Raw genomic sequence first — 23,678 nt, 5'->3', positions numbered from 1 at the left:
AATTCATCGCTGGACCTGGGCAGTCGGTGCCGGTGATCCTTGGCGCGTGGGTGCCGCACTGTGTCTCCTGTCAGCCGCCTGTTTCGGCGCGATGGCCGTCTTCGGCAAGCTCGCGTACGACGCCGGTGTCCCCCCGACGTCTCTGCTGCTGGTGCGTTTCGGGCTGGCCGCCGCACTGCTCTGGCTCGTCCTGCTCACCCGGCCGGGCCTGCGCCGCGCGGCGCCGGGCGACGCCGGCGGTGGGCGGCCGGCGACGAGGCGTGGGCGGGTGGTGGCCGTCGCCCTGGGGCTGGGCGCGATCGGGTACGCCACGCAGGCGAGCCTGTTCTTCTCCGCGCTCGAGCTGATGGACGCGTCACTGCTGGCGCTGATCCTCTACACGTACCCGGTCATGGTGACAGCGGCCGCGGTCCTGCTCGGCCGGGACCGGCTCACCCTGGGACGCGGCGCGGCCCTGGTGGCCGCCTCGGGCGGAACGCTGCTGGTCCTGCTCGGCGCCGGTGGCGCGGGCTTCCACCCGCTCGGGGCGCTGCTGGCCTTCGCCGCCGCCGTCACCTACACGGTCTACATCCTGGTCTCCGACACCGTCGTGCACCGGCTGGCACCCGTAACGCTGTCGGCAATGGTGATGACCGGTGCCGCCGGCACCCTCGGCGCTCGCGCCCTGGTCACCGGCGGCGTCGACCTGAGCTTCGGGTGGCGGGGATGGTTCTGGCTGGCCGCCATCGCCGTGGTCTCCACGGTCGTGGCGATGCTGGCCTTCTTCGCCGGCCTGAGACGGACCGGGCCGTCGACCGCGGCCATCCTGTCCACCTTCGAACCCGTGGTCACCGCCGCGCTGGCCACGCTCGCGCTCGGCGAGGCCCTGACGCTCGCGCAGCTCGCCGGCGGCGCGCTGGTGCTGTCCTCCGTCGCGGTCCTGCAACTGCGACCCGGCCGCGTACGGCCCCGGGAACAGGCGGCCGGCCGGGCGGGACCGGCGCGCGACACCGAACCCGCGCCGGCGGCCCGGTAGCGCCGGCGCAAACCGTCGGCGGGCCCGACCCGCCTCGTCATGGTTGACTGGGCCGGTGAACGAGATCCTGCTGATCCGGCACGGCGAGACCACCTGGAGCGCCGCCCACCGGCACACCTCGTACACCGACCTGGACCTGACGCCCGACGGCGAGCGGCAGGCACGCGCGCTGGCTCCTCTGCTGGCCGGCCGGCACCTCGCCCGGGTGCTGTCCAGCCCTCGGCAGCGCGCCACCCGCACGGCCGCCCTGGCCGGGCTCACAGTGGACGCGATCGAGCCGGACCTGGCCGAGTGGAACTACGGCGAGTACGAGGGCCGCACCACCGCGGACATCCAGCGGGAACGGCCCGGCTGGTCGATCTGGACCGACGGCGGCCCCGGCGGCGAGTCACCGGAGCAGGTGGGCGCCCGCCTCGACCGCGTGCTGGACCGGGCCGCGCCGCTGCTGGAGGAGGGTGACGTCGCGCTCGTCGGGCACGGGCACAGCCTGCGGGTGCTGGGGGCGCGCTGGATCGGGCTGCCGCCCTCGGCCGGTGCGCTGCTGCGGCTGGACACCGCCACGCTCAGCGTGCTCGGTCACGAGCACGGCCGGCGGGTGATCAGGCGGTGGAACCTGCCGGCTCCGCCGACGGTCGGGGACGTCCCCGACCGGTCAGCTCGCCATTGATCTTCGGCGGCCGGTTCTCGTACGGCGTGGACAGCACCACTGTCGTGCGGGTGGTGACGTTCGCGGCGGTACGGATCTCCTGTAGCACCCGTTCCAGGTCGGCCGGACCGGCCACCCGCACCAGCAGGAGATAGAAGTCCTCCCCCGCCACCGAGTAACACGAGTCGATCTCGGGCAGGTGCGCCAGCCGCTCCGGCGCGTCGTCCGGCTGCGACGGGTCGAACGGCCGGATCGCCACGAACGCGGTCAGCGGCAGGTCCAGCGCCTCGAACGACACCCGGGCGGCGTACCCCTTGATCACCCCACGCTGCTCCAGCCGGCGGACCCGCTGGTGCACGGCCGACACCGACAGGCCCACCCGCTCGGCCAGATCCGTGTACGACAGCCGACCGTCCCCGGTCAGCGCGGCGACGATGGCACGGTCGATCTCCTCCACGCGCTGCACCCTAGCCGGAAAAGCGCTCCCACGCCGCACCCGGCCCGCCGCGGTGACGCTCAGCGCGCCGTCCGGTCGCGCACCGCGTCCGCCGCGTAGTTCAGCACCTCCGCCATGTCCTCCTCGTCCAGGAACGGCAGGTCGGTGAGGATGTCCGTGACGGACATGCCCTCGGCCATCATGGCCAGCAGGGTGGCCACGGGGATGCGCGACTGCCGTACGCAGGGCGCACCCCCCATGACGTCGGGGTCCACGGTGATCCGGGGGAAGGTCACCGCGACAGGCTAGCCCTTCGCCAGCGCGCGGGAGATGACCAGCCGCTGGATCTGGTTGGTGCCCTCGACGATCTGGAGCACCTTGGCCTCCCGCATGTACCGCTCGACCGGGTGGTCGGCGACGTAACCGGCGCCGCCGAGCACCTGGACCGCGTCGATGGTCACCCGCATCGCCACGTCCGTGGCGAACAGCTTCGCCTTGGCCGCCTCGATCGAGTACGGGCGGCCGGCGTCGCGCAGCCGCGCGGCGGCGAGCGTGAGCGCCCGCGCGGCGGAGATCTGGGTGGCGGCGTCGGCCAGGTTGAACCCGAGCCCCTGGAAGTCGATGATCGCGCGGCCGAACTGGCGGCGTTCCCGGGCGTAGCCGACCGCATAGTCCAGCGCGCCCTGGGCCAGGCCCACCGCGCATGCGGCGATGCCCAGGCGACCGGAGTCCAGCGCGGACATCGCGATGGTGAACCCGGCGCCCTCGCCGCCGATCAGCCGCTCCGCCGGCACCCGCGCGTCGTCGAAGGCGATCTGCGCGATCGGCGAGGCGTGCAGACCCATCGTGCGCTCGGCGGCCTGCGGGTGGATGCCCGCCGTGGACCGGTCCGCGAGCAGGCAGGAGATGCCCTTCGGGCCCGGACCGCCGGTGCGGCAGAAGATGTTGTAGAAGTCGGCCACCCGGGCGTGCGTGATCCACGCCTTGGTGCCGGTCACCACGTACGCGTCGCCGTCGCGCACCGCCCGCGTGGTCAGCGCCGCCGCGTCCGAACCACCCTGCGGCTCGGAGAGGCAGTACGCGCCGAGCAGCTCCCCGCCGATCATGTCCGGCAGCAGTTTGCGCTGCTCGTCGGTGCCGAACTGGGCCAGCGGGTAGCAGGACAGCGTGTGCACGCTGACCGCCTCGGCCACTGCCAGCCACCTGCTGGCGAGGATCTCCAGCACCTGGAGGTACACCTCGTACGGCTGGGCGGCGCCGCCGTGCTCCTCGGCGTACGGCAGGCCGAGCAGGCCGGCCCGGCCCAGGGTGCGCAGCACCTCCCGGGGGAACTCGGCGCGGGCCTCGAAACCGGCGGCGGCCGGGGCCAGCTCCCGGTCGGCGAGTTCGGTGGCGAGGTCCAGCAGGTCGTGGGCCTCGTCGGTGGGCAGGATCCGGTCGACGTTCATAGCGCGATGAGCTCCGTGGGGGTGGTGTTGAGCCGTTGCCCGCCGTCCGTCGTGCAGACGACGATGTCCTCGATCCGGGCTCCGTGCCGCCCGGCGAGGTAGATCCCGGGTTCGACCGAGAAAGCCATGCCGGCCTGAAGGGGCCGGGGGTTGCCGGTCACCACGTACGGCTCCTCGTGGCCGTCGAGGCCGATGCCGTGACCGGTGCGGTGCAGGAAGGCGCCGCCGAAACCGGCGGCGGTGATGACGTCGCGGGCGACCGCGTCGAGGGCCTCGGCGGTCACGCCCGGCGCGACGGCGGCCACGGCGGCACGCTGCGCCTCCCGCAGCACCGTGTAGTAGTCCACGAACTCGGCCGGGGCGGGGCCGCCGGCGACGTACGTGCGGGTGCAGTCGGAGCGGTAGCCCGACGGCATGGTGCCGCCGATGTCGACCACGACCGGCTCGCCCACGCCGATCGGGCGGTCCGAGGTGCCGTGGTGCGGGCTCGCGCCGTTCGGGCCGGCGGCCACGATGACGAAGTCGACGGCGGCGTGCCCGGCCGCCCGGATCGCGGCGGCGAGGTCGGCGGCGACCTCCCGCTCGGTGCGGCCGGGGCGCAGCCACTCCCCCATCCGCAGGTGCACCGCGTCGATCGCGGCGCCCGCCTCGGCCAGCGCCGCCACCTCGGCCGGCGACTTGCGGATCCGCATCTCCCGCAGCACGTCGGACGCGAGTCGCTGGGCCGCGCCGGGCAGCGCGTCGCGCAGCGCGAGGACCTGCTGCGCCCACATCCGGTCGGCCAGCCCGACGGCGCGGACCGGGCCGGGCAGCGCCGCGCGAACCAGCGGCCACGGGTCGGTGCCGTCGGCGTGGTCGACGATCCGGTACCCGGTGCCGGGCGCGGCCTCGGCGTCCGGCCGCTCCAGCACCGGCACGATCAGCGTCGGCTCACCCTCGGCGGGCAGCACCAGGCAGGTCAGCCGCTCCCCCTCCCGGGCGTCGTAGCCGGTCAGGTAGCGCAGGTCGGAACCCGGGGTGAGCAGCAGCGCGTCCAGGCCCGCAGCGGCGGCGGCGCGCTGGGCCGCGACGAGACGCCCGGCGGGGTACAGTTCCTCGATTCCCACCCCCGAAGCTTAACGGTCGTTTGGGTCCGGGCGGGAGTCCGGGCGATGCTCGCAGACACCGGCCGTCCGGTCCGCCTCGATCTTGGTCATGCCGGACGCCTGGAGCAACTCGCCGACCACGATGAGCAGCTGCGAGGCCACGATCGTGCCGGAGAAGCCCAGCCCCGCCGCCCGCGCCCGGCCGGCATCCTGCGCGGCCTCCCGTGCCCGCGCCCGGGCGATGTCCGGCGGCCGCCCGGCCAGGAAGTCACGGTGCAGCAGCCGCAGCGACTGCCCGAACGCCTCGACCCCGGCCGGCAGGGCCGGTGGAACCGGCTCCCGGGCCTCCAGCAACGCGACCACCCGGCGGACCATGTTGCGGCTGTTCGTGTACGCCAGCTCCAGGTGGACGGCGGCGTTCTCGTAGCGGCGCAACTGGGCCCGGCGCCGCCACCGCCACGGCGACAGCGACGTCACCTCCCGGGCCGCCGCGACGATCTCGGTGGTCTGCTTCCGCTCGACCTCGGCCGCCTCCAGCCGGCCCAGCGACGCCTCCGCCGCCCCGGCGTCCCGGGCGGCGAGCGCCTTCGCCGCCGCCGTCAGCTCGTTGGCGAACAGGTCCAGCGTGGGCCCCGCGGCGCGGTGCACCACCCGGACCGGATTCAGCGGCAACAACAGCAGCGCCACCACCACCGCCACCCCGCCGCCCACCAGCGCGTTCGCCGTACGCGGCACCGCCAGGTCGGGCGCGTTGGGCTCCACGGTGCCCAGCAGGACCGCGGTGCTGCCGGCCTGCACCATCACGGCGCCGCTGCCCCGGATCACCACCGCCAGCGAGATGGCGAGCGCTACCACCAGGCCGGTCTGCACCGGACCGGCCCCGATCAGCTTGATGAGCAGGTCGCCGACCAGCACTCCGAGGATCACGCCGCCGAGCAGTTCGGCCGTCCGCCGGATCCGGTTGCCGATCGCCGCCGCGATGGTGCCCACCGCCGCCGCCGGCGCGAACAGCGGCTGCGGATTCTTGAGCAGCGTGCTGGCCACGTACCAGGCCAGACCGGCGGCCAGACCGGCCTGGAGGGCCACGATGAAGTACCGGCGCAGCCGCTCGTACGCCTCCCGGACCTCCCGGCGCGCCGCCGGAGCCACGGGGGTCACGGCACCGGCCGCCCGCCCGGGCATCGCGGGCACGACGGCTCGGGCTCGATCACGCCCTCCTCTACCCGCCGGGCCGCACGGTATTCCCGGCGCCGCCCGCGACGGCGCTCCTGTCGTACCCGTGGTCCATGATCCTTGTCGTCACAGCGGCACGGATCACGGCCGGCGACGGCGTCCCGGCGTGCCCGGCGGCGGCCGGCCGGCGGGGAGGTCGGGAAGATGACGGAGGCGAACGACGCCTCGTGGCGACGGCGCAGCGTGCTGCGGGTGGCGCCGCCCGCGCGGGCCCGCAAGCTCGCCAAGGTGCCCTTCGTGGAACTGGCCGACGGGCGGTTGCAGGGGGTGGTGTCCAGCGGCTCCGACGTGGAACGCGTCTACGTCTCCTCGGTGACCGCCGGCACGCACGCGGTCAACTGCAGCACCAACAACAACCGGCCCTGCGGCGGGCTGCGCGGCACCATGCTCTGCAAGCACCTGCACGCGCTGGCCGACGAGGCGGTGCTGCAGTACGGCGTCACACAGGTCGCCCGCTACCTGCGGGTGGATGTGGGCGACGGCGTCGACAGCGGCACCGCCCTGCTGGCCCGCACCGACGCGCGGCACGAGCCGGGCCCGGCCGCCGTGGTGTTCAGCCGCTTCCTGCGCCACCTGGCCTACCTCGAGGTCCCGGCCGCCACCACGGCGGTGCCGGAGCTGCACTGGTTCCCGGCCACGGCGGGGGTGCGCTGATGCTCGCCGCGCACCTGACCCGGCTCCACGACGGGACGATCCCCGGGCTGGCCGAGACGCTCGCCGTCATTGACCGCGCCGACGACACGCTCACCGCCGGGCTGGCCCGCGCCGACGAGCCCGGCGCCGCCGCCTGGGCCGCGCTGGCCGCCGCGGTCGGCGGCACGCCGCTGGCCGAACGGGCGGACGCGGCGGCCGGCGCGGTGCGCACCGGCGCGCTCGCCGAGGACCACCTGGCCGCCCTCGCCGGGGCCCGTGCCGCGCTGCTCGGCGCGGCACACGACGCCCTGCTCGACCGCCTCGACACCGCGCTCGGCCGGCCCCGCGAGGCGTGGACCGCCGCACCGGACGGCACCGCCGTCTCCCCGCCCACCCTGGCCGGCGCGCGGGCCTGGCTGCACGAACTGGCGCTCGCCGGCTGGCGCGGCACCGACCACGAACTGCTCTCCGCCGCCGCCGCGCCGGTCGAGGCCGCACTCGCCGACCCGGCGTCACGCCGCATCGCGGTGCTCCTCGACGGCCTCGCCGCCGAACTGCGCGCCGCCCTGCCGGTGGCGTCGCTGCCACAGGTGCCCGCCCGCCGGTGGGCCGACCTGTGGACCCGCGCCGTCCTGCTCACCCTCGGCGCGCACGGCGAGACCGCGCCCGGCGAGCCGGTGTCCGGCCGGCTGCTGCCCCTCGGCGTCGACCTGCACGAGCACGACACCGCGTTCCAGGCGCAGGTGCACGCACTGCTCGAACCGGCCGGGGGCGGCGCGCCCCGGCTCGTCCGGGTCACAGTGGTCGCGGCGAAGGTCGCCACCATCGTCGGCCCGGCCGGCTGGCGGCTGCTGGAGGCGTACCCGGTCCTGCTCAACGCCCTGGCCCAGCGGCGGGCGATCACCGTCACCGATCTGACCGCCCACGGCGCGGACCTGCGCTGGGCCGAGGAGCGGGCCGCCCTCGGCGAGCCGGCCGACCCGTTCGCCACGGCCCGGGTGCTGCTGGCCGGCGCCACGGCGGCGGCGACCCCACCGCTGCTGCGCCACCCCGCCGCGATCGCCGAACCGGTACTGGTCGAGGGCTACACCGTCCGCGACGACGACGGCGTCCCGGCGCTCGACCTCGACGGCCGGTCCCTGCACCTGGCCACCGACCGGCTGCCCGCCGCCGGTCCGCTCACCCCCGCGCTCGTCGCCGCCTCCACCGCCTGCCTCGGCCTGCTCCGCTGGGACGACGACCGCTGGCTGCTGCAACCCCTCGCCGTCCGAGCCACCGTCAAGCGGCAGACGGTCGAGGCGCACAACGGCGACTGGGCGTGCGGCGTCACCGACCCGAAGACGGCCAAGGCCGAGGCCAAGGCGGGCGACGCCGTGGCGGTGCTGCGCGAACGCGCGGGACGGTTGCTGCGCCGATGAACGAGGACCGCACCCACGCCAACCGCCGCCAGGTGCTCTACTGGCGGCTGCTCGCCCGCCTGTTCCACCCCGACGAGCAGCCCGGCCTGGAGTCGGCGAGCGTCGCCGTCGTCGACGACCTCGGCCTGCCGGCCGCCCTGCTGGACCCGGCCGTCTCCGTCGACACCGTCGTGCAGCGCTTCCCCGCCCTCGCCGGCGAGCTGCGCGGCCTGCTCACCCCCGGCGACGACACCACAGCCGCCGCCGGGCCGTTCCAGCCGGCCGAGACCGAGGTACGCCGCGCCGCGCTGGCGTCCAAGCTGCTGCTCAACGTGTTCGCCACCGGCGGCGGCGAGGTCAGCGCCGGGCAGCTCGCCCGCTGGCAGGCCGACGCAGGCTGGTTCGAGCAGGCGTGCGGCGCGCAGCCCGGTGAGCTGCGCCGCGAGGGCACCGGCCTGGGTGCCACGCTCGCCGGGCTGGAGGGTGACCTGGTGGCCCGGATGCGGCTGCGCGAAGTGCTCGCCGACCCGGCGCTCGCCGCCCGGCTGACCCCGAGCATGTCCCTGATCGAGCAGCTCCTGCGGGACAAGTCCAACCTGTCCGGGGTGGCGCTCGCGAACGCCAAGTCACTGATCCGCCGCTACGTCGACCAGGTCGCCGAGGTGCTGCGTACCCAGGTCGCGCAGGCCACCGTCGGGGCCGTCGACCGGTCCGTGCCGCCCAAGCGGGTCTTCCGCAACCTCGACCTGGACCGCACCATCTGGCAGAACCTGACCAACTGGAGCCCGGACGACGAGCGCCTCTACGTCGACCGGCTCTACTACCGGCAGACCGCCCGGCGGACCACCCCGTCGCGGCTGATCGTGGTGGTCGACCAGTCCGGCTCGATGGTCGACTCGATGGTCAACTGCACCATCCTCGCCTCGATCTTCGCCGGCCTGCCCAAGGTCGACGTGCACCTGATCGCGTACGACACCCGGGCGCTGGACCTCACCCCGTGGGTGCACGACCCGTTCGAGGTGCTGCTGCGCACCAAGCTCGGCGGCGGCAACGACGGCCCGGTCGCCATGGCCCTGGCCCGCCCCAAGATCGTCGAGCCGCGGAACACGGTCATGGTCTGGATCTCCGACTTCTACGAGTTCGACAGGTCCCAGCCGCTGTTCGACGGCATCGAGGCCGTGCACCGATCCGGCGTGAAGTTCATCCCGGTCGGCTCGGTCAACAGCTCCGGCAACCAGAGCGTCAACCCCTGGTTCCGGCAGCGCCTCAAGGACCTCGGCACCCCCGTCATCTCCGGCCACATCCGCAAGCTCGTCGCCGAGCTGAAGAACTTCCTCACCTAGGAGAGCATCCCTGATGTCCGACATGCTCCGCGCCCCCGCCGAGGTCAAGTACGCCGACGAGCTGGCCTACCTCGAATCCGTCGACACCGGGCCGAAGCCGTTCTCCTGGCGGCTGAGCCCCCGCATGGTCCGGCTGTTCGTGCTCGGCTCCGAACGCGCCGACGGCCTCGACCGGGCGATCCCGCAGAAGTGGTTCGGCGACCGCAGCTTCGTCGAACGCAGCATCGTCACGCTCGCCTCCGACCGCGGCCTGCTGCTCATCGGCGACCCGGGCACCGGCAAGAGCTGGCTCGCCGAGCTGCTCGCCGCCGCTGTCTGCCGCAACTCCACGCTCGTCGTGCAGGGCACCGCCGGCACCACCGAGGACCACATCAAGTACTCGTGGAACGTCTCCATGGTCATCGCCCGGGGCCAGTCGCGCGAGTCGATGATCCCCTCGCCGATCATGACCGCCATGGAGCAGGGCGTGATCGGCCGGTTCGAGGAGCTGACCCGCTCCACCAGCGACGTCCAGGACGCGCTGATCTCGATCCTGTCCGAGAAGTACGTCTCGATCCCGGAACTGGACCACGACAACATCGTCTTCGCCAAGCCCGGCTTCTCCGTCATCGCCACCGCCAACAGCCGCGACCGGGGCGTCAACGACCTGTCCTCCGCACTCAAGCGGCGGTTCAACTTCATCCGCATCCCGGTGGTCACCAACAAGCGCAGCGAGGCCGAGATCGTCCGCTTCCGCACCGAGGAGCTGCTGCGCCGGCACCGCATCGAACTGGACGTCCCGCCCACCCTGCTCGACATCCTGCTGCAGAGCTTCGCCGACCTGCGCGCCGCCGCGTCCGCCGCCACCAGCGACGACGAGAAGCTGGAGTCGGCGCTGTCCACCGCCGAGCAGATCGGCGTGCTGGAGGACGCGATCCTGCACAGCCAGTTCTTCGGCGACCGCACCCTGCGCGCGCAGACGCTCGCCGGCTCACTGATGGGCTCGCTGGCCCGCCGCGCCCCGGAGGACCTGGCCATCCTCAACAAGTACCTGCACGGCGTGGTCGAGCCCCGCGCCAAGGCCGACGGCGGCGACTGGGAGGGCTTCCTCGACGGCGGCCGCCAGGCGATCGCGTCGCTGTCATGACCGCGCCCGCACCGACCGGCCTGTTCGGTCCGCTGCGCGACCAGCTCACCGACGCCGCCGCCGCGTTCGCCGGCTCCCCGGACGCGCTCGCCGGCATCCTCACCGGCATGGTCGACGACGTCGACAGGGCGCTGCGCGAACGGCTGGAGATCTTCCCGGTCTGCCACCACTCCCCCGCCTCGGCGCTGGCCATGGCACGCCGCCTGCGTGCCCGCCCGCCCAAGGTGATCTACCTGGAGCTCTGCGAGGACCTGCGCCCCCTGCTCGACGAGCTGCGCAACTGCCGACTGCCGGTGGCGGTGCAGGCGTTCGCCACCGAACTAGACGGCTTCCCCGCCGAGTGGAGCCCGCTGAGCGTGGTCGCCCCGATCACCGAGGCGTCCGCCGAATACCAGGCCGTCGCGTACGCGCTGGACACTCCCGGCGTGGAGCTGGTGCTCGTGGACCGGTCCACCGACCACGTCTTCCAGTGGACCCCCCGCGACGACACCGGGCCCGCGCCGGGGCCGGACTCCGCCTCCGCCTCCGCGTCCGCCGACGACGACACGGCACTGCACGGCGACGCGGTCGGCGTGGAGATCGGCGACCTGCGCCCCCGGTTCGCCGAACTGGAGGCCCACCTGCTGCACCACGGCAAGGTGCGGCACTGGTCGGAATGGTGGGACCAGTACGTCGAACGGCCGCTCGCCGACGCCGACCACGACACGTACCGCCAGGTCATGGTGCTGATCGGCAGCCTGTTCCGGCGGCTGCGCCCGTCCCGGTCCGCCCGCGACGACCGCGACGAGGACCGCGAACGCCACATGTGGACCCGGATGCGACAGCACCTCGCCGAAAGCGGCGCCGACCCGGCCGACTGCCTCTACGTCTGCGGCGCCTTCCACGCCGCCAGCCGGGTCGAACAGTTCGGCCTCGACTCGACCGCACCGGACTTCCCGATCAGCCCGCGCACCGGCACCCGCTGGCGTTACGGCCTCATCCCGTCCAGCCACTCGGCCATCGAGGCGCAGTTCGGGCTGGCCCCGGGCACCGTGTCCATCGCCGCCGCGAACTGGACGGCCGCTGTCGCCCGCACCCGGCTCACGCCGTACCGGCTGGCCGGGCAGCGTACCGGGAAGAAGGGCCGCCGGGCCCGCGCCGCCGCGCCGGCCACAACCGGCCCGGCCACGGACCGGCTCAGCGGATTCCTCGCCGCCCCGCCCGTCCTCGACGAGCTGGACGAGGCCGAACTGCGCGGCTGGTGCGTCGACATCGTCCGGCTCGCCCGCCGCAACGGCTACCTCGCCAGCACCGCCGACGCGATCGCCGTGTTCGAGACGTCGATCCTGCTCGCCACCATGCGCAACCGCGCGCGGCCCACGCCGTACGACTTCGCCGACGCCGCCGTGACCTGCATCGAGAAGGACGTGGTGCCCGGCCGCCGCGACGTCCGCCGGCTCTGCGAGATCCTCCTCGGCGGCGACCGTGTCGGCCAGGTCGGGTACGACTCCCTGCCGCCGCTGGCCCGCGACGTCCTGGACCGGCTGCGCCCCCTCGGCCTCGACCTGGAACGGCGCACCGTGCAGCGGGCGCTGCTCGACCTGCGCGCCGACCCGGCGCTGGCACCCTGCTCCGACCTGCTGTGGATGCTGCGGCACCTGCTGCCCGCCGACGCGGTCCGCCCGATCATGGGCGAGCGCCGCCTCGGCCACCGCTCCGAACAGGAGAGCTGGGACCTCGCGCTCGGCCGCAACCAGCGCGCCCTGATCGAGCTGGGCTACGAGGGCGTCACCGTCGAACAGGTGCTGGAGCAGCGGCTGCGCCGGGCGGTACGCGGCCCCGACGCGACAGCCGCCCGCGCGCTCGCCGCCGTCGAGGACGCCATCCGGCTGCTGGACAGCCCTCGCCTGGTCGACGAACTCGGCGCGCGGGCGGTGGAGCTGCTCGCCGCCGAACGCACGGTGGACGACGCGCCGGAGGTGCTGCGCCGCATCCGGCGGCTGCTCGCCCACCACCGCACCACCACACCGGCGCTGCCCGCGTGGTGCCGGACGTTCGTCACCACCGGATACGCCCACTACTGCACGCTGCTGCCCACCGCGTTCGTGGACGAGTCCACCGGCGTACGGCAGGTCGGCGCGATGCTCGGCTTCCTGTTCAGCATGGAGAGCCTCGCGTTGTCGCTCGGGTGCGACCGCTCCCAGCTCGAACTGGCCGTCGCGCAGGCCCACCCGGAGGCCCCGGCCAAGCTCGCGCTGCTCTGGGCCGCCCGCCACCAGCTCGGCCTGCTGCCGCTGGCACGACTCCGCGAACAGTGCGCCGAGCTGCTCGCCAATCCGCTCGTGGTGCCCGCGTTCCCGCAGTACCTGTCCGGCTTCGTGCACGCGCTCGAACCGGTGCCGGGGCTCGCGCCGTTCGTGGTGGAGACCATGTCGTCCGCCTTCGCCGGGCTGCCCGACCCGGTGCTGCTGCCCTGGCTGCCGACGCTGATCACCACACTGCGCGAGCACGGCCCGGAGCTGGTGCCGCTGCTGGTCCGCGAGGCGGAACGCACGTTCCCCGCCACGCTGCCCGCGCTGGACGCCTGGACACCGCCGTGGGCGGCCACGCCCACCCCGTCCACCGCGCCCGCGCCGTCACCGGGAACCGGTCCGGTGCACGGTCTGCTGGTCGCCCACCCGGAGGCGGTCGACGCGGTGGCGGCGCTGCTCGGCTGCTCCGGCGGCTGGCAGCCGCTCGCCGAGGGCGGCACGCCGCCGGGTGACGGGGCGTCGGTGCTGCTCGCCGCACATCCGGCGACGGCTCATGCGGTGGCGACGCTGCTGGCGGACTGATCGACGTCGGCGGGTTTGCGAGGGCAGGCGACCATGGAGTGGTGATCCGCTTTCTGCTGAACCTGCTGTGGCTCGTCTTCGGCGGCGGCTTCGTCCTGGCCCTGGGCTACGGCGTGGCCGCCCTGATCTGCTTCGTCCTCGTCGTCACCATCCCGTTCGGTGTCGCCTCGCTGCGGCTGGCGTCGTACTCGCTGTGGCCGTTCGGCCGCACGATCGTGCGCAAGCCGGGTGCTGGTCTGCCCTCCGGCCTGGCGAACGTGCTCTGGGTGGTGCTGGCCGGCTGGTGGCTGGCGCTGTCGCACATCCTCGCCGGCATCGCGCTCTGCGTGACGATCATCGGCATCCCGTTCGGGGTGGCGAACTTCAAGCTGGTCCCGGCGGCGCTGTGGCCGCTCGGCCAGGAGGTCGTCGACAACCCGTAACCACATGCCGGCCCCGACGGCGCGGGCGCCGGGGCCGGGGCCGGGCGAGCCTGGTGGCCGGTAGGAGCTGAGCGAACGCCGGGACAGCTGCTGCCCTATCGACGTCCTGCCTGTCCGCCGGCCCTCGCCGCGCCCAGCCCCTCCCCTAGCGTCCGCTGCGACCCGCGAGCGGGTGGAACGTCATGGGTGTCTCCGCCCTCGTTTGACACCCATGACGTTCCACCCGTGGTTAGCACTCCTCGGGCAACGAGTGCGAGTCCTGATGAGCGGGATCCGCGTTCCGGTCACCGGGGTTGCGGGCGATCTTGGTACGAAACGGCCCTCATGGGGGCCGTTTCGTACCAAGATCTGCTGGGTCGTCGTTGACTGCTCGCGCGGAGATGCGAAGCGGACGCGGGGCAGCGCACCATCTCTACGGCGTCCTAGGAGGATGGGGTGATTGCTCAAGGGACGCGAATGGCGCTCGGGGACGCGCCCGGCTGGCTAGCGTCGGAGGGGTGCGGGACGGGGTGATCGAGACGCTCAAGGCGGACCCGGCGATGTCCGGTCTGCGCCGGTCGCTGGACTTCTACCACGGCGACCCGGCGCGCGACGCCGCCCTGGACGCGTTCTACGCCCCGCTGGTCCGCGCCGGTGACCTGGTCTTCGACGTCGGCGCGCACGTGGGCGACCGGCTCGGCAGCTTCCGCCGTCTCGGTGCGCGCGTGGTGGCGGTCGAGCCGCAGCCGCTGTGCGCCCGGGTGCTGCGCGAGATGCACACGGACGACGACGGCGTGACGGTGGTGGAGGCGGCGTGCGGGCGTACCGCCGGGCCGGTGCGACTGCACGTGAACTCGGCCAACCCGACCGTCTCCACCGCCTCCCCCGGGTTCGTCCGTGCCGCCGACGGCGCGCCCGGCTGGACGGGCGAGATCTGGGACGCCCAGATCGAGGTGCCGGGCACCACGCTGGACGCGCTCGTGGCCGCGTACGGCGTACCGGCGTTCGTGAAGATCGACGTGGAGGGCTTCGAGGACGCCGTGCTGGCCGGGCTGAGCCGGCCGGTTCCGGCGTTGTCGTTCGAGTTCACCACCATCGCCCGGGTGGCGGCGGCGCGCTGCCTGGACCGGCTCGCCGCGCTCGGCTTCACCCGGTTCACCGTGGCGATCGGTGACGAGATGGAGTTCGCGCTGCCCGGCTGGCGTCAGGCCGCCGAGGTGGCCGCGTACCTGCGCACGCTGCCGGACGAGGCCAACTCCGGCGACGTGTACGCCCGCCCCTGAGCGTCCACTTCGGACCGCCCTGCACGAAGGAACGAGGCATCGACCCTGCTCATCGCCGTGATCGGCGGAGCCGCAGCCCGGACACTTTTTTCAGGCCTCGAACTTAGCAGTGCATCGTTATCCGTCTGTGATTGACGTGACCCGCGCCACTTGGGTTGACTGCCACGGAACCGCTTCCGCAACCGGTTCCGAACACCCCGCTCATCCCTGCGACCCGGGAGCGTCACGTGCCGATCACCATCGCCGACGTCGCCACCCGCGCCGGGGTGAGCAAGACGACGGTCTCCCGGGTGCTCAACGGCAAGGGCGAGGTGCACGTCCGTACCGCCGACCGGGTCCGTGCCGTGATCAGCGACCTCGGGTACGTGCCGAGCGCCCGCGCGGTCGGCCTCGCCCGGGGGCGTACCCGGGTGGTCGGGATGCTGGTCCCGGCGCTGACCTGGCCCTGGATGGGCGAGGTGCTCCAGGGCGCGGCCGACGTGGTCGAGGCCGCCGGCTACGGCATGCTGCTGTTCACCTGCACCCACGGCGACGAGTCGATGCGCCGGTTCGCCTCCCAGGTCTCGGCCAAGTCGTTCGACGGCCTGCTCGTGGTCGAACCGGAGGGGACGCTCGACTACATCACCGAGCTGCACCGGCGCGGCCTGCCGGTCATCCTCATCGACGACCGGGGCCACCAGCCCGGCTTCCCGTCGGTGCGGACCACGAACGAGGAAGGCGCGCGGGCCGCCGCCACGCACCTGCTGGCGCTCGGCCGGCGGCGGCCGCTCGTCGTCACCGGCCTGCGCCGGTTCGGCTGCACCCGGGAACGGCTCGCCGGGTTCGCCGGCGCCTACGCCGACGCGGGCGTACCGATCGAGCCGGACCGGGTGGTGGAGGGCGACTTCACCTTCGAGTGCGGGCGCGCGGCGGTACGGCGGCTACTCGCCGACGGCGTACCGTTCGACGCCGTCTTCGCCCACAACGACCTGTCGGCCGCCGGGGCGTTGCAGGCGCTGCGCGACGCCGGGCGGCGCGTCCCGCAGGACGTGGCGGTGGTCGGCTTCGACGACCTCCCGCTGGCCGGGCACACCCACCCGCCGCTGAGCTCGGTGCGCCAACCCCTGCGGGAGATGGGTACGGCCGCCGCCCGCCTGCTCATCGGCCACCTCGCCGGCACCCCGCTGCCGGACACCCCGACCGTCATCCCGACCGGCTTCACCGCCCGCGACTCGACGACCACGAGCGACCCGACCGCACCGGACTCGACAGGCGCGCGGGAGCCGGCGGGTGTCCGCGTCACCTGACCCACCCCGCCGTACCGGCGACCACGCCGGCGGGCCCGCCCGCCGGTGGCACCACCGCACACCTCCATCCACCACATCCCGCCCGAGGACTGCGGGACCACCGAGGGAGACCTCCATGAGAAGACGGCAACTCCTCGCCCTCGCGCTGGCCGGCGCGATGGTCACCGGCGCCGCCGCCTGCGGCGACAGCCCGAACGCGAACAAGAAGAGCGGCCAGGCCGCGACCGTGTTGAACGTCGGCATGCCCAACGGCCCGCAGGCGGAGAACAACAACCCGTTCCTCACCACCTCGGCCGCCGCGTCGCTCGGCTACCGGTGGCAGATCTACGAGCCGCTGATGATGTGGAACCCGGTCAAGCCGGCCGAGCCGTTCAAGCCGTGGCTCGCCACCAAGGCCGAGTGGTCGTCGGACTACAAGACGGTCAAGGTGACCATCCGGGAGAACGCCACCTGGTCCGACGGGCAGAAGGTCACCGCCGAGGACGTCGCGTTCACCTACAACCTGGTGAAGAAGTTCCCGGCCCTCAACGACCAGGGCGTGCCGTACACGGACGCCGTGGCCAGCGGCAACGAGGTCACCATCTCGATGGCCAGCCCGCAGTTCGTCAACCAGCAGAAGGTGCTGTGGCGGGTGCCGATCGTGCCGAAGCACCTGTGGGAGAAGATCGCCGACCCGGCCACCGACCCGGTGAAGCAGCCGGTCGGCAGCGGCCCGTACACGCTGAAGTCGTTCACCCCGGCGACCACGACGCTCTCCATGCGCGACAGCGGCTACTGGCAGGACCCGCCGAAGGTCAAGGAGCTGCGGTACACGTCCTACACGGACAACAGCGCGCAGACCACCGCGCTGGCGAACGGCGAGTCGGAGTGGAGCTTCGTCTTCATCCCGAACTACCAGACCGTGTTCGTGGCGAAGGACCAGAAGAACCACAAGATGTGGGCGCCGCCGGTGCTGGGCATCCACGGCCTCTACGTGAACACCACGAAGAAGCCGTTCGACGACCCGACGCTGCGCAAGGCGATGAACATGGTGATCGACCGGGCGGACATCTTCACCACCGCCGAGGCCGGCTACTTCCACCCGGAGGTCAAGAGCGTGACCGGCCTGCCCAGCCCAGCCGGTGACTCGTTCATCGCGCCCGAGTACAAGGGCCAGGAGCACAAGGTCGACGTCGAGGGCGCCAAGGCGCTGCTCACCGGCGCGGGCTACAAGCTCGACGGCACCACGCTCAAGGACAAGAGCGGCAAGCCGGTCACGATCCGGCTCACCGACCCGGCCGGCTGGTCCGACTACCAGACCAGCCTGGAGATCGTGAAGGGCAACCTGGCGAAGATCGGCATCGCGGCGACCATCGACAAGGCCAACCAGGACGCCTGGTTCCGCAACGTCGAGCAGGGCAACTTCGAGGCCACGTTCCGGTGGACCGAGTCCGGCGCCACGCCGTACGACATCTACCGGACCATCATGGACGGCCGCGTGCTCAAGCCGATCGGCACCGCCTCCCCGGCGGGCAACTTCGGCCGGTTCCAGAGCAAGGAGGCCACCGACGCGCTGGTGTCGTACGCCAACGCCACCGACGACGCCACCCGCACCACGGCGATGGCCACCCTGCAGAAGATCTTCGTCGAGCAGATGCCGATGATCCCGGTCGGCGCGGACAACATCGGCGGCGCGTACAGCACGAAGAACTGGACCGGCTGGCCGGACGACTCGAACCCGTACGGCGCGCTCCAGCCCACCCAGCCCAACGCGGTGGACGTGGTGCTGCACCTCAAGCCGGTCGCCGGCTGACCCGGCGCCGCCGGCCCGGCCACGATCGCCCGGCCGGGCCGGCGGCGCCCGCCCCTCTCTTCGGCAACCCTGAGACAGGAATGCGGCATGACGTTGACCGAGAGCGCACCGGCGCCGGCCGACGAGGTGGTGCTGGAGGCCGTCGGCCTGACCAAGCACTTCCCCGTCCGCCGGCGGCTGCGTGACCTCCTCTCCCGCACCCCGGCGGTGGTGCACGCCGTCGACGACGTATCGATCGCGCTGCGCCGTGGCCGGGTGACGGCACTCGTCGGCGAGTCCGGCTCCGGCAAGTCCACAGTCGCCCGGCTGCTGGCCCAGCTCTACCCGCGTACCGCCGGCGACATCCGGCTGCACGGCCGCTCGACCCGGGTACGCGGCGGGCACCGGTTCCGGGCGTACGTGCGCCGGGTGCAGCTGATCCTCCAGGACCCGTTCGCCTCGCTGAACCCCGTGCACACGGTCCGCTACCACCTGACCCGGTCGCTGCGCATCCACGGCAACGCCGGGACCGGACCGGACGGGCTGGAGAAGGCGCTCGCCGGCCTGCTGACCCGGGTCGCGCTCACCCCGCCGGAGCGCTACCTCGACGCGTTCCCGCACGAGCTGTCCGGCGGGCAGCGCCAGCGGGTGGCGATCGCGCGGGCGCTCGGCGCCGACCCCGAGGTGCTGCTCGCCGACGAGCCGGTGTCCATGCTCGACGTGTCGATCCGCCTCGGCGTGCTCAACCTGCTCCAGGACCTCAAGGACCGGCTCGACCTGGCCATCCTCTACATCACCCACGACATCGCCTCGGCCCGCTACTTCGCCGACGAGACGATCGTCATGTACGCCGGGCGGATGGTCGAGGGCGGCGACAGCGAGACGGTCACCCAGCGCCCGGCCCACCCGTACACCCGGTTGCTCATCGAATCGGCGCCGGACCCGGAGCGGATCACCGGCGCGGGCGGCGACGGCGCGGCGGCGGGCGAGCGGGGTCACGGCGAGCCGCCCAGCCTGATCCGCCCGCCGGCCGGATGCCGGTTCCACCCGCGCTGCCCGGCGGCCATGCCGCGCTGCGCCACTGACCTGCCGCCGCCGATCCCGGTCGACGACGCGCCGGGCCACTGGGCGGCGTGCTGGCTGTACGACGCGGACACCGTCGCCACGGAGAAGCCTGCGAACGCGGAGAAGCCGGAGAACGCGGAGCAGGCCGGAACGGAGGCGGCCCGGTGAGATTCCTGCTGCAACGGGTGGCCTTCTACCTGTTCACCGCCTGGGCGGCGATCACGCTCAACTTCTTCATCCCGCGGATGGTGCCCGGCGACCCCGTACAGTCGCTGATCTCCCGCAACCAGGGCCGGATCAGCGCCGACGCGATCGCGTCGCTGCGGGTGCTGTTCGGGCTGGACTCCGACCGCTCGCTGTGGGAGCAGTACGTCGCCTACTGGGGGCAGCTCCTGCACGGCGACCTGGGGCTGTCGTTCACGTTCTTCCCCGCCCCGGTGTCGCAGGTGATCGGCGACAGCCTGCCGTGGACCGTCGGCCTGGTCGGCGTCACCACGATCGTCAGCTTCCTGCTCGGCACCGCGCTCGGCGTCGGCGCCGGCTGGCGGCGCGGCTCGTGGATCGACGGGCTGCTGCCGGCCACCACGTTCCTGTCCTCGATCCCGTACTTCTGGCTCGGTCTGGTCGCGATCGCGCTGTTCGCCGGGCCGGGCAGCTTCTTCCCCTCCTCCGGCGGCTACGAGCCGGGGCTGGTGCCGGCCTTCGACGCGTACTTCGTGCCGAGCGCGATCCAGCACAGCATCCTGCCCGCGGCGACCATCCTGGTGTCGTCGATGAGCGGCTGGATCCTCAGCATGCGCAACATGATGGTGACTGTCGCCAGCGAGGACTACATCACCGTGGCGCACGCCAAGGGGCTGTCCGAGCGCCGGGTGGCGCTCAGCTACGCCGCCCGCAACGCGCTGCTGCCGAACGTGTCCGGGTTCGCGTTGTCGCTCGGCTTCATCGTCGGCGGCACGCTGCTCGTGGAGATCGTCTTCTCGTACCCGGGTCTGGGGTTCCAGCTCTTCCAGGCCGTCGGCGCGAAGGACTATCCGCTGATGCAGGGCATCTTCCTGATCATCACGATCTCGGTGCTGGTGGCGAACCTGCTCGCCGACGTGGCGTACCTGCTCCTCGACCCGCGGACCCGAAAGAGCTGAGCGATGACACTCTCCCCGTCCAGCATCGAGCAGGTCATCCCCGGCCAGGGGGCGATGGCGCAGCCGTCGGCCCGGGCACGCCGCCGCCGGTTCCGCTTCGTCGCCAACGCCAAGGCCGCGACCGGCCTGGCAGTCCTCGGGGTGTACGTGCTCCTGGCGGTGATCGGGCCGTGGATCGCGCCGTACGACCCGGACGCGCGCAGCGCCGACGTGCTCCAGGCGCCCTCGGCCCGGCACTGGTTCGGCACCACCCACCTCGGGCAGGACATCTTCAGCCAGATCCTGGTCGGCGCGCGCAGCGTCATGGTGGTGGGCCTGATCGCCGGCGTGCTCGCCACGATCCTGTCCATCCTCATCGGCGTGACCTCCGGCTATCTGGGCGGCGCGGCCGACGAGGGCCTGTCGGCGGTGTCGAACGTGTTCCTGGTGATCCCGGCGCTGCCGCTGATCATCATCGTCACGTCCCTGGTCGACCAGGCCGGCGACATGCTCGTGGCGCTCATCATCGGCCTCACCTCGTGGGCGTGGGGCGCCCGGGTGCTGCGCGCGCAGACGCTGTCGTTGCGCCGCCGCGACTACGTCGAGGCCGCCCGCGCCACCGGCGAGCGGACCTGGCGGATCATCGGCTTCGAGATCCTGCCGAACCTGACCGCGATCATCGCCTCCGGCTTCGTCGGCACCGTCATCTTCGCGGTGATGTCGGAGATCACCCTGGCGTTCATCGGCATCTCGTCGATGACGTCGTGGAACTGGGGCACGATCCTGTTCTGGGCGCAGGGACAGCAGGCCCTGGCGCAGGGCGCCTGGTGGTGGTTCGTCCCGGCCGGGCTGGCCATCGCGCTGCTCGGCACCGCGCTGGCGCTGATCAACTTCGGCATCGACGAGTTCGTGAGCCCGCGGCTGCGCACCGGCGGCCGGACCCGCATCCGTACCGCCGACGGTCGCGTCGTCGCGATGCGCGTCGGGTTCACCCCGGTGCTCGCGCCGGTCACCGCGTCGGTGCCGATGCAGGCGCGCGACGCCGACGGCCGGCCGCCCGCCGACGCCGTCAGGCCGCCCGCCGACGAGAGAGGGAAGCGCGCATGAGCGACCAGGTGCTGGAGATCCGCGGCCTGTGCGTCGACTACGGCGTCGACGCGGACGCGGTCCGCGCGGTCCGCGACGTCGACCTGACGCTGCACCGCGGCGAGGTGCTCGGCCTGGCCGGGGAGAGCGGCAGCGGCAAGTCCACGCTCGCGTACGGGCTGACCCGGCTGCTGCCCCCGCCCGGCGTGGTCAGCGGCGGCCAGGTCATCTACCACCCGGGCGACGGCCCGCCGGTCGACGTGCTCACGCTCAGCCCGGCGAAGCTGCGCGAGTTCCGCTGGGCGGAGACGTCGATCGTGTTCCAGGGCGCGATGAACTCGCTCAACCCGGTGCACAAGGTCTCCACGCAGCTGCTCGACGTGATCCGGGCACACGAGCGCAGGAGCACGTCGGCGAGCCGGTCGGCCCGGGCCAAGGAGCTGCTGCGCCTGGTCGGCATCTCCGCCGACCGGCTGGACAGCTACCCGCACCAGCTCTCCGGCGGCATGCGGCAACGGGTCATGATCGCGATGGCGCTGGCGCTGGAACCGCAGGTGGTCATCATGGACGAGCCGACCACCGCGCTGGACGTGGTGATGCAGCGGCAGATCCTCGGCCAGCTCGCCGAGCTGCGCGAACGCCTCGGCTTCGCGGTGCTGTTCATCACCCACGACCTGTCGCTGCTGGTCGAGTTCTCCGACCGGATCGCGATCATGTACGGCGGGCGGATCGTCGAGGAGGCGCCCGCCACCCGGCTGTACCGGGAACCGCTGCACCCGTACACCGAGGGGTTGCTGCACTCGTTCCCGGCGCTGCACGGGCCGCGCCGCGAGCTGACCGGCATCCCCGGCTCCCCGCCGGACCTGCGCGCCATGCCGTCCGGCTGCGCGTTCCACCCCCGCTGCCCGAAGGCGTTCGACGGGTGCGACGAGCAGGTGCCGGTGCTCGGCGCCCCGCGCGTCGACGACCCGGCGCGGGCCGTCGCGTGCCGGCTGCACCCGGCCGTCGCGCCCCTGTCCCGCTGACCCGCCCGACACCACCCGCTACCTGCGAGGAGAACCATGGACACCGACCTCACCCGCCCGTCGTCAGTCGCCGGCGCGGACCCGATCGACACGCTGCCGCCGACCTTCCGGTGGGGGGTGGCGACGTCGTCGTACCAGATCGAGGGCGCGGTGGCCTCCGACGGCCGCACCCCGTCCATCTGGGACACGTTCTGCCGGGTGCCGGGCGCTGTGGCGAACGGCGACAACGGCGACGTGGCGTGCGACCACTACCACCGGATGCCGCAGGACGTCGCGCTCATCGCCGACCTGGGACTGGACACGTACCGGTTCTCGGTGGCCTGGCCCCGGGTGCAGCCCGGCGGGCGCGGCCCGGCGAACGTGGCCGGGCTGGCCTTCTACGACCGGCTGGTGGACGAGCTGCTCGGCCGGGGCGTCGAGCCGTGGGTGACGCTGTACCACTGGGACCTGCCGCAGGAGCTGGAGGACGCGGGCGGCTGGCCGAACCGGGACACCGCGTACCGGTTCGCCGACTACGCGGAGCTGGTCTTCGCCGCGCTCGGCGACCGGGTCCGCACCTGGACCACGCTCAACGAGCCGTGGTGCTCGGCGATGCTCGGGTACGCCTACGGCGACCACGCCCCGGGGCGGCGGAACCTGGGCGACGGCATCGCCGCGGCCCACCACCTGCTGCTCGGGCACGGGCTGGCGACGCGGCGGCTGCGCGAGGCGGCCCGCTCCCCGATCGAGCTGGGCCTGACGCTGAACCTGTCCACCGCCGACCCGGCCACCGACAGCGCGGCGGACCGGGACGCCGCGCGGGCCGCCGACGGGCTGGCCAACCGGCTCTACCTCGACCCGGTGCTGCGCGGGGCGTACCCGCAGGACGTGATCGCGGACCTGGCCGCCGAGGGGGTACGTATCCCGGTCGAGGACGGCGACCTGGACGTCATCGCCACCCCGATCGACGTACTCGGGGTCAACTACTACTTCGGGCAGCTGCACTCCGGCGTGGACGAGCAGGGCCGGGACCGCGACGACGAGGGCAAGCCGGTACGCCGGGTGGTCCGCCGCGACCTGCCGCGTACCGCGATGGACTGGGAGATCGTGCCGGAGTCCTTCACCGACCTGCTGGTGCGCCTGCACCGCGACTACCCGGGCACGCCCATGGTGATCACCGAGAACGGCGCCGCGTTCGACGACACGCCGGACGCCGACGGGTTCGTCGCCGACGACGACCGGGTCGGCTACCTCACCGAGCACCTGCGGGCGGTGGCCCGGGCGCGGACGGCCGGCGCCGACGTGCGCGGCTACTTCGCCTGGTCGCTGCTGGACAACTTCGAGTGGGCGTACGGCTACGACAAGCGGTTCGGCATCGTCCGGGTCGACTACGACACGCAGCGCCGCACCCCCAAGCGCAGCGCGCTGTGGTACCGGGACACCGTGCGGCGGGTCCGCGGGCAGCGCTGACGCCGCGGCGTGGGGG

General features: G+C 73.3%; 21 protein-coding genes. 16 read left to right on the top strand and 5 right to left on the bottom strand.

The genetic code is table 11. The features are described 5' to 3' along the window. Positions 1-46 precede the first annotated feature (46 nt). Positions 47-1,015, top strand: a complete 969-nt coding sequence (locus FB455_RS22580; protein WP_084588824.1) for a DMT family transporter — start codon at positions 47-49, stop codon at positions 1,013-1,015. A 55-nt stretch (positions 1,016-1,070) separates the two neighbouring features. Next, entirely contained in the window at positions 1,071-1,682 is a 612-nt protein-coding gene (locus FB455_RS22575) for a histidine phosphatase family protein (protein WP_013286271.1), read from the top strand. Here FB455_RS22575 and FB455_RS22570 read toward each other — a convergent pair. From FB455_RS22570 to FB455_RS22550, 5 genes are read right to left on the bottom strand one after another with little or no spacing between them, the layout of a single operon-like run. Further along, positions 1,615-2,118 (bottom strand): Lrp/AsnC family transcriptional regulator, encoded by a 504-nt coding sequence (locus FB455_RS22570; protein WP_013286270.1) that lies wholly within the window; start codon positions 2,116-2,118, stop codon positions 1,615-1,617. The two genes, FB455_RS22575 and FB455_RS22570, sit on opposite strands and share 68 nt — an antisense overlap. A gap of 59 nt (positions 2,119-2,177) precedes the next feature. Next, positions 2,178-2,393: a DUF433 domain-containing protein gene (locus FB455_RS22565; RefSeq protein ID WP_013286269.1), complete on the bottom strand. Its 216-nt coding sequence runs from the start codon at positions 2,391-2,393 to the stop codon at positions 2,178-2,180. Between the two features lie 9 nt (positions 2,394-2,402). Continuing rightward, on the bottom strand, positions 2,403-3,545 hold the full coding sequence (locus tag FB455_RS22560) for an acyl-CoA dehydrogenase family protein (protein ID WP_145754937.1): 1,143 nt from the start codon (positions 3,543-3,545) through the stop codon (positions 2,403-2,405). Further along, positions 3,542-4,651, bottom strand: a complete 1,110-nt coding sequence (locus tag FB455_RS22555; protein WP_030272330.1) for a M24 family metallopeptidase — start codon at positions 4,649-4,651, stop codon at positions 3,542-3,544. The genes FB455_RS22560 and FB455_RS22555 overlap by 4 nt, the downstream gene beginning before the upstream one ends. A 9-nt stretch (positions 4,652-4,660) precedes the next feature. Then, positions 4,661-5,779, bottom strand: coding sequence for an FUSC family protein (locus FB455_RS22550; RefSeq protein ID WP_236619295.1), 1,119 nt, complete (start codon positions 5,777-5,779; stop codon positions 4,661-4,663). A 267-nt stretch (positions 5,780-6,046) separates the two neighbouring features. Here FB455_RS22550 and FB455_RS22545 point away from each other — a divergent pair, with 267 nt between their 5' ends. The 14 genes from FB455_RS22545 to FB455_RS22480 all read left to right on the top strand — a co-directional run bounded on the left by FB455_RS22545 (position 6,047) and on the right by FB455_RS22480 (position 23,662). Further along, positions 6,047-6,517, top strand: a complete 471-nt coding sequence (locus tag FB455_RS22545; RefSeq protein ID WP_198039669.1) for a hypothetical protein — start codon at positions 6,047-6,049, stop codon at positions 6,515-6,517. After that, positions 6,517-7,914 (top strand): hypothetical protein, encoded by a 1,398-nt coding sequence (locus FB455_RS22540; RefSeq protein ID WP_036311052.1) that lies wholly within the window; start codon positions 6,517-6,519, stop codon positions 7,912-7,914. The genes FB455_RS22545 and FB455_RS22540 overlap by 1 nt, the downstream gene beginning before the upstream one ends. Further along, on the top strand, positions 7,911-9,236 hold the full coding sequence (locus FB455_RS22535; protein ID WP_030272336.1) for a vWA domain-containing protein: 1,326 nt from the start codon (positions 7,911-7,913) through the stop codon (positions 9,234-9,236). The genes FB455_RS22540 and FB455_RS22535 overlap by 4 nt, the downstream gene beginning before the upstream one ends. A gap of 13 nt (positions 9,237-9,249) precedes the next feature. Beyond that, the gene (locus FB455_RS22530; protein WP_013286262.1) at positions 9,250-10,362 is read left to right on the top strand and encodes an ATP-binding protein; all 1,113 of its coding nucleotides are present in this window, start codon (positions 9,250-9,252) and stop codon (positions 10,360-10,362) included. Beyond that, a complete protein-coding gene (locus tag FB455_RS22525) occupies positions 10,359-13,175 on the top strand; it encodes a DUF5682 family protein (RefSeq protein ID WP_030272338.1) in 2,817 nt (938 codons plus the stop codon). Before FB455_RS22530 ends, FB455_RS22525 begins: the two co-directional genes overlap by 4 nt. Positions 13,176-13,216: 41 nt before the next feature. Then, positions 13,217-13,597 (top strand): YccF domain-containing protein, encoded by a 381-nt coding sequence (locus FB455_RS22520; RefSeq protein ID WP_030272340.1) that lies wholly within the window; start codon positions 13,217-13,219, stop codon positions 13,595-13,597. Between the two features lie 539 nt (positions 13,598-14,136). Then, positions 14,137-14,859, top strand: a complete 723-nt coding sequence (locus tag FB455_RS22515; protein ID WP_052166191.1) for an FkbM family methyltransferase — start codon at positions 14,137-14,139, stop codon at positions 14,857-14,859. A 227-nt stretch (positions 14,860-15,086) separates the two neighbouring features. Next, positions 15,087-16,145 carry a LacI family DNA-binding transcriptional regulator gene (locus tag FB455_RS22510; RefSeq protein WP_030272344.1) on the top strand — a complete coding sequence of 353 codons (1,059 nt, stop codon included), beginning with the start codon at positions 15,087-15,089 and terminating at the stop codon, positions 16,143-16,145. 115 nt (positions 16,146-16,260) lie between these two features. Next, positions 16,261-17,937 carry an ABC transporter substrate-binding protein gene (locus FB455_RS22505; protein WP_030272345.1) on the top strand — a complete coding sequence of 559 codons (1,677 nt, stop codon included), beginning with the start codon at positions 16,261-16,263 and terminating at the stop codon, positions 17,935-17,937. Between the two features lie 87 nt (positions 17,938-18,024). Beyond that, on the top strand, positions 18,025-19,149 hold the full coding sequence (locus tag FB455_RS22500) for an ABC transporter ATP-binding protein (RefSeq protein ID WP_030272347.1): 1,125 nt from the start codon (positions 18,025-18,027) through the stop codon (positions 19,147-19,149). After that, a complete protein-coding gene (locus FB455_RS22495) occupies positions 19,146-20,123 on the top strand; it encodes an ABC transporter permease (RefSeq protein ID WP_013286255.1) in 978 nt (325 codons plus the stop codon). Before FB455_RS22500 ends, FB455_RS22495 begins: the two co-directional genes overlap by 4 nt. A gap of 3 nt (positions 20,124-20,126) precedes the next feature. Next, complete coding sequence (locus FB455_RS22490; protein WP_030272348.1) at positions 20,127-21,209, top strand: ABC transporter permease; 1,083 nt, start codon at positions 20,127-20,129, stop codon at positions 21,207-21,209. After that, the gene (locus FB455_RS22485; RefSeq protein WP_145754936.1) at positions 21,206-22,213 is read left to right on the top strand and encodes an ABC transporter ATP-binding protein; all 1,008 of its coding nucleotides are present in this window, start codon (positions 21,206-21,208) and stop codon (positions 22,211-22,213) included. The genes FB455_RS22490 and FB455_RS22485 overlap by 4 nt, the downstream gene beginning before the upstream one ends. Positions 22,214-22,249: 36 nt before the next feature. Beyond that, entirely contained in the window at positions 22,250-23,662 is a 1,413-nt protein-coding gene (locus FB455_RS22480; protein WP_030272351.1) for a GH1 family beta-glucosidase, read from the top strand. Positions 23,663-23,678 lie beyond the last annotated feature (16 nt).

It is taken from the genome of Micromonospora sp. CNZ296, assembly GCF_007827635.1.
The sequence above is the reverse complement of the archived record's forward strand: the minus strand, read 5'-3'. Positions and strand labels throughout refer to the sequence as shown.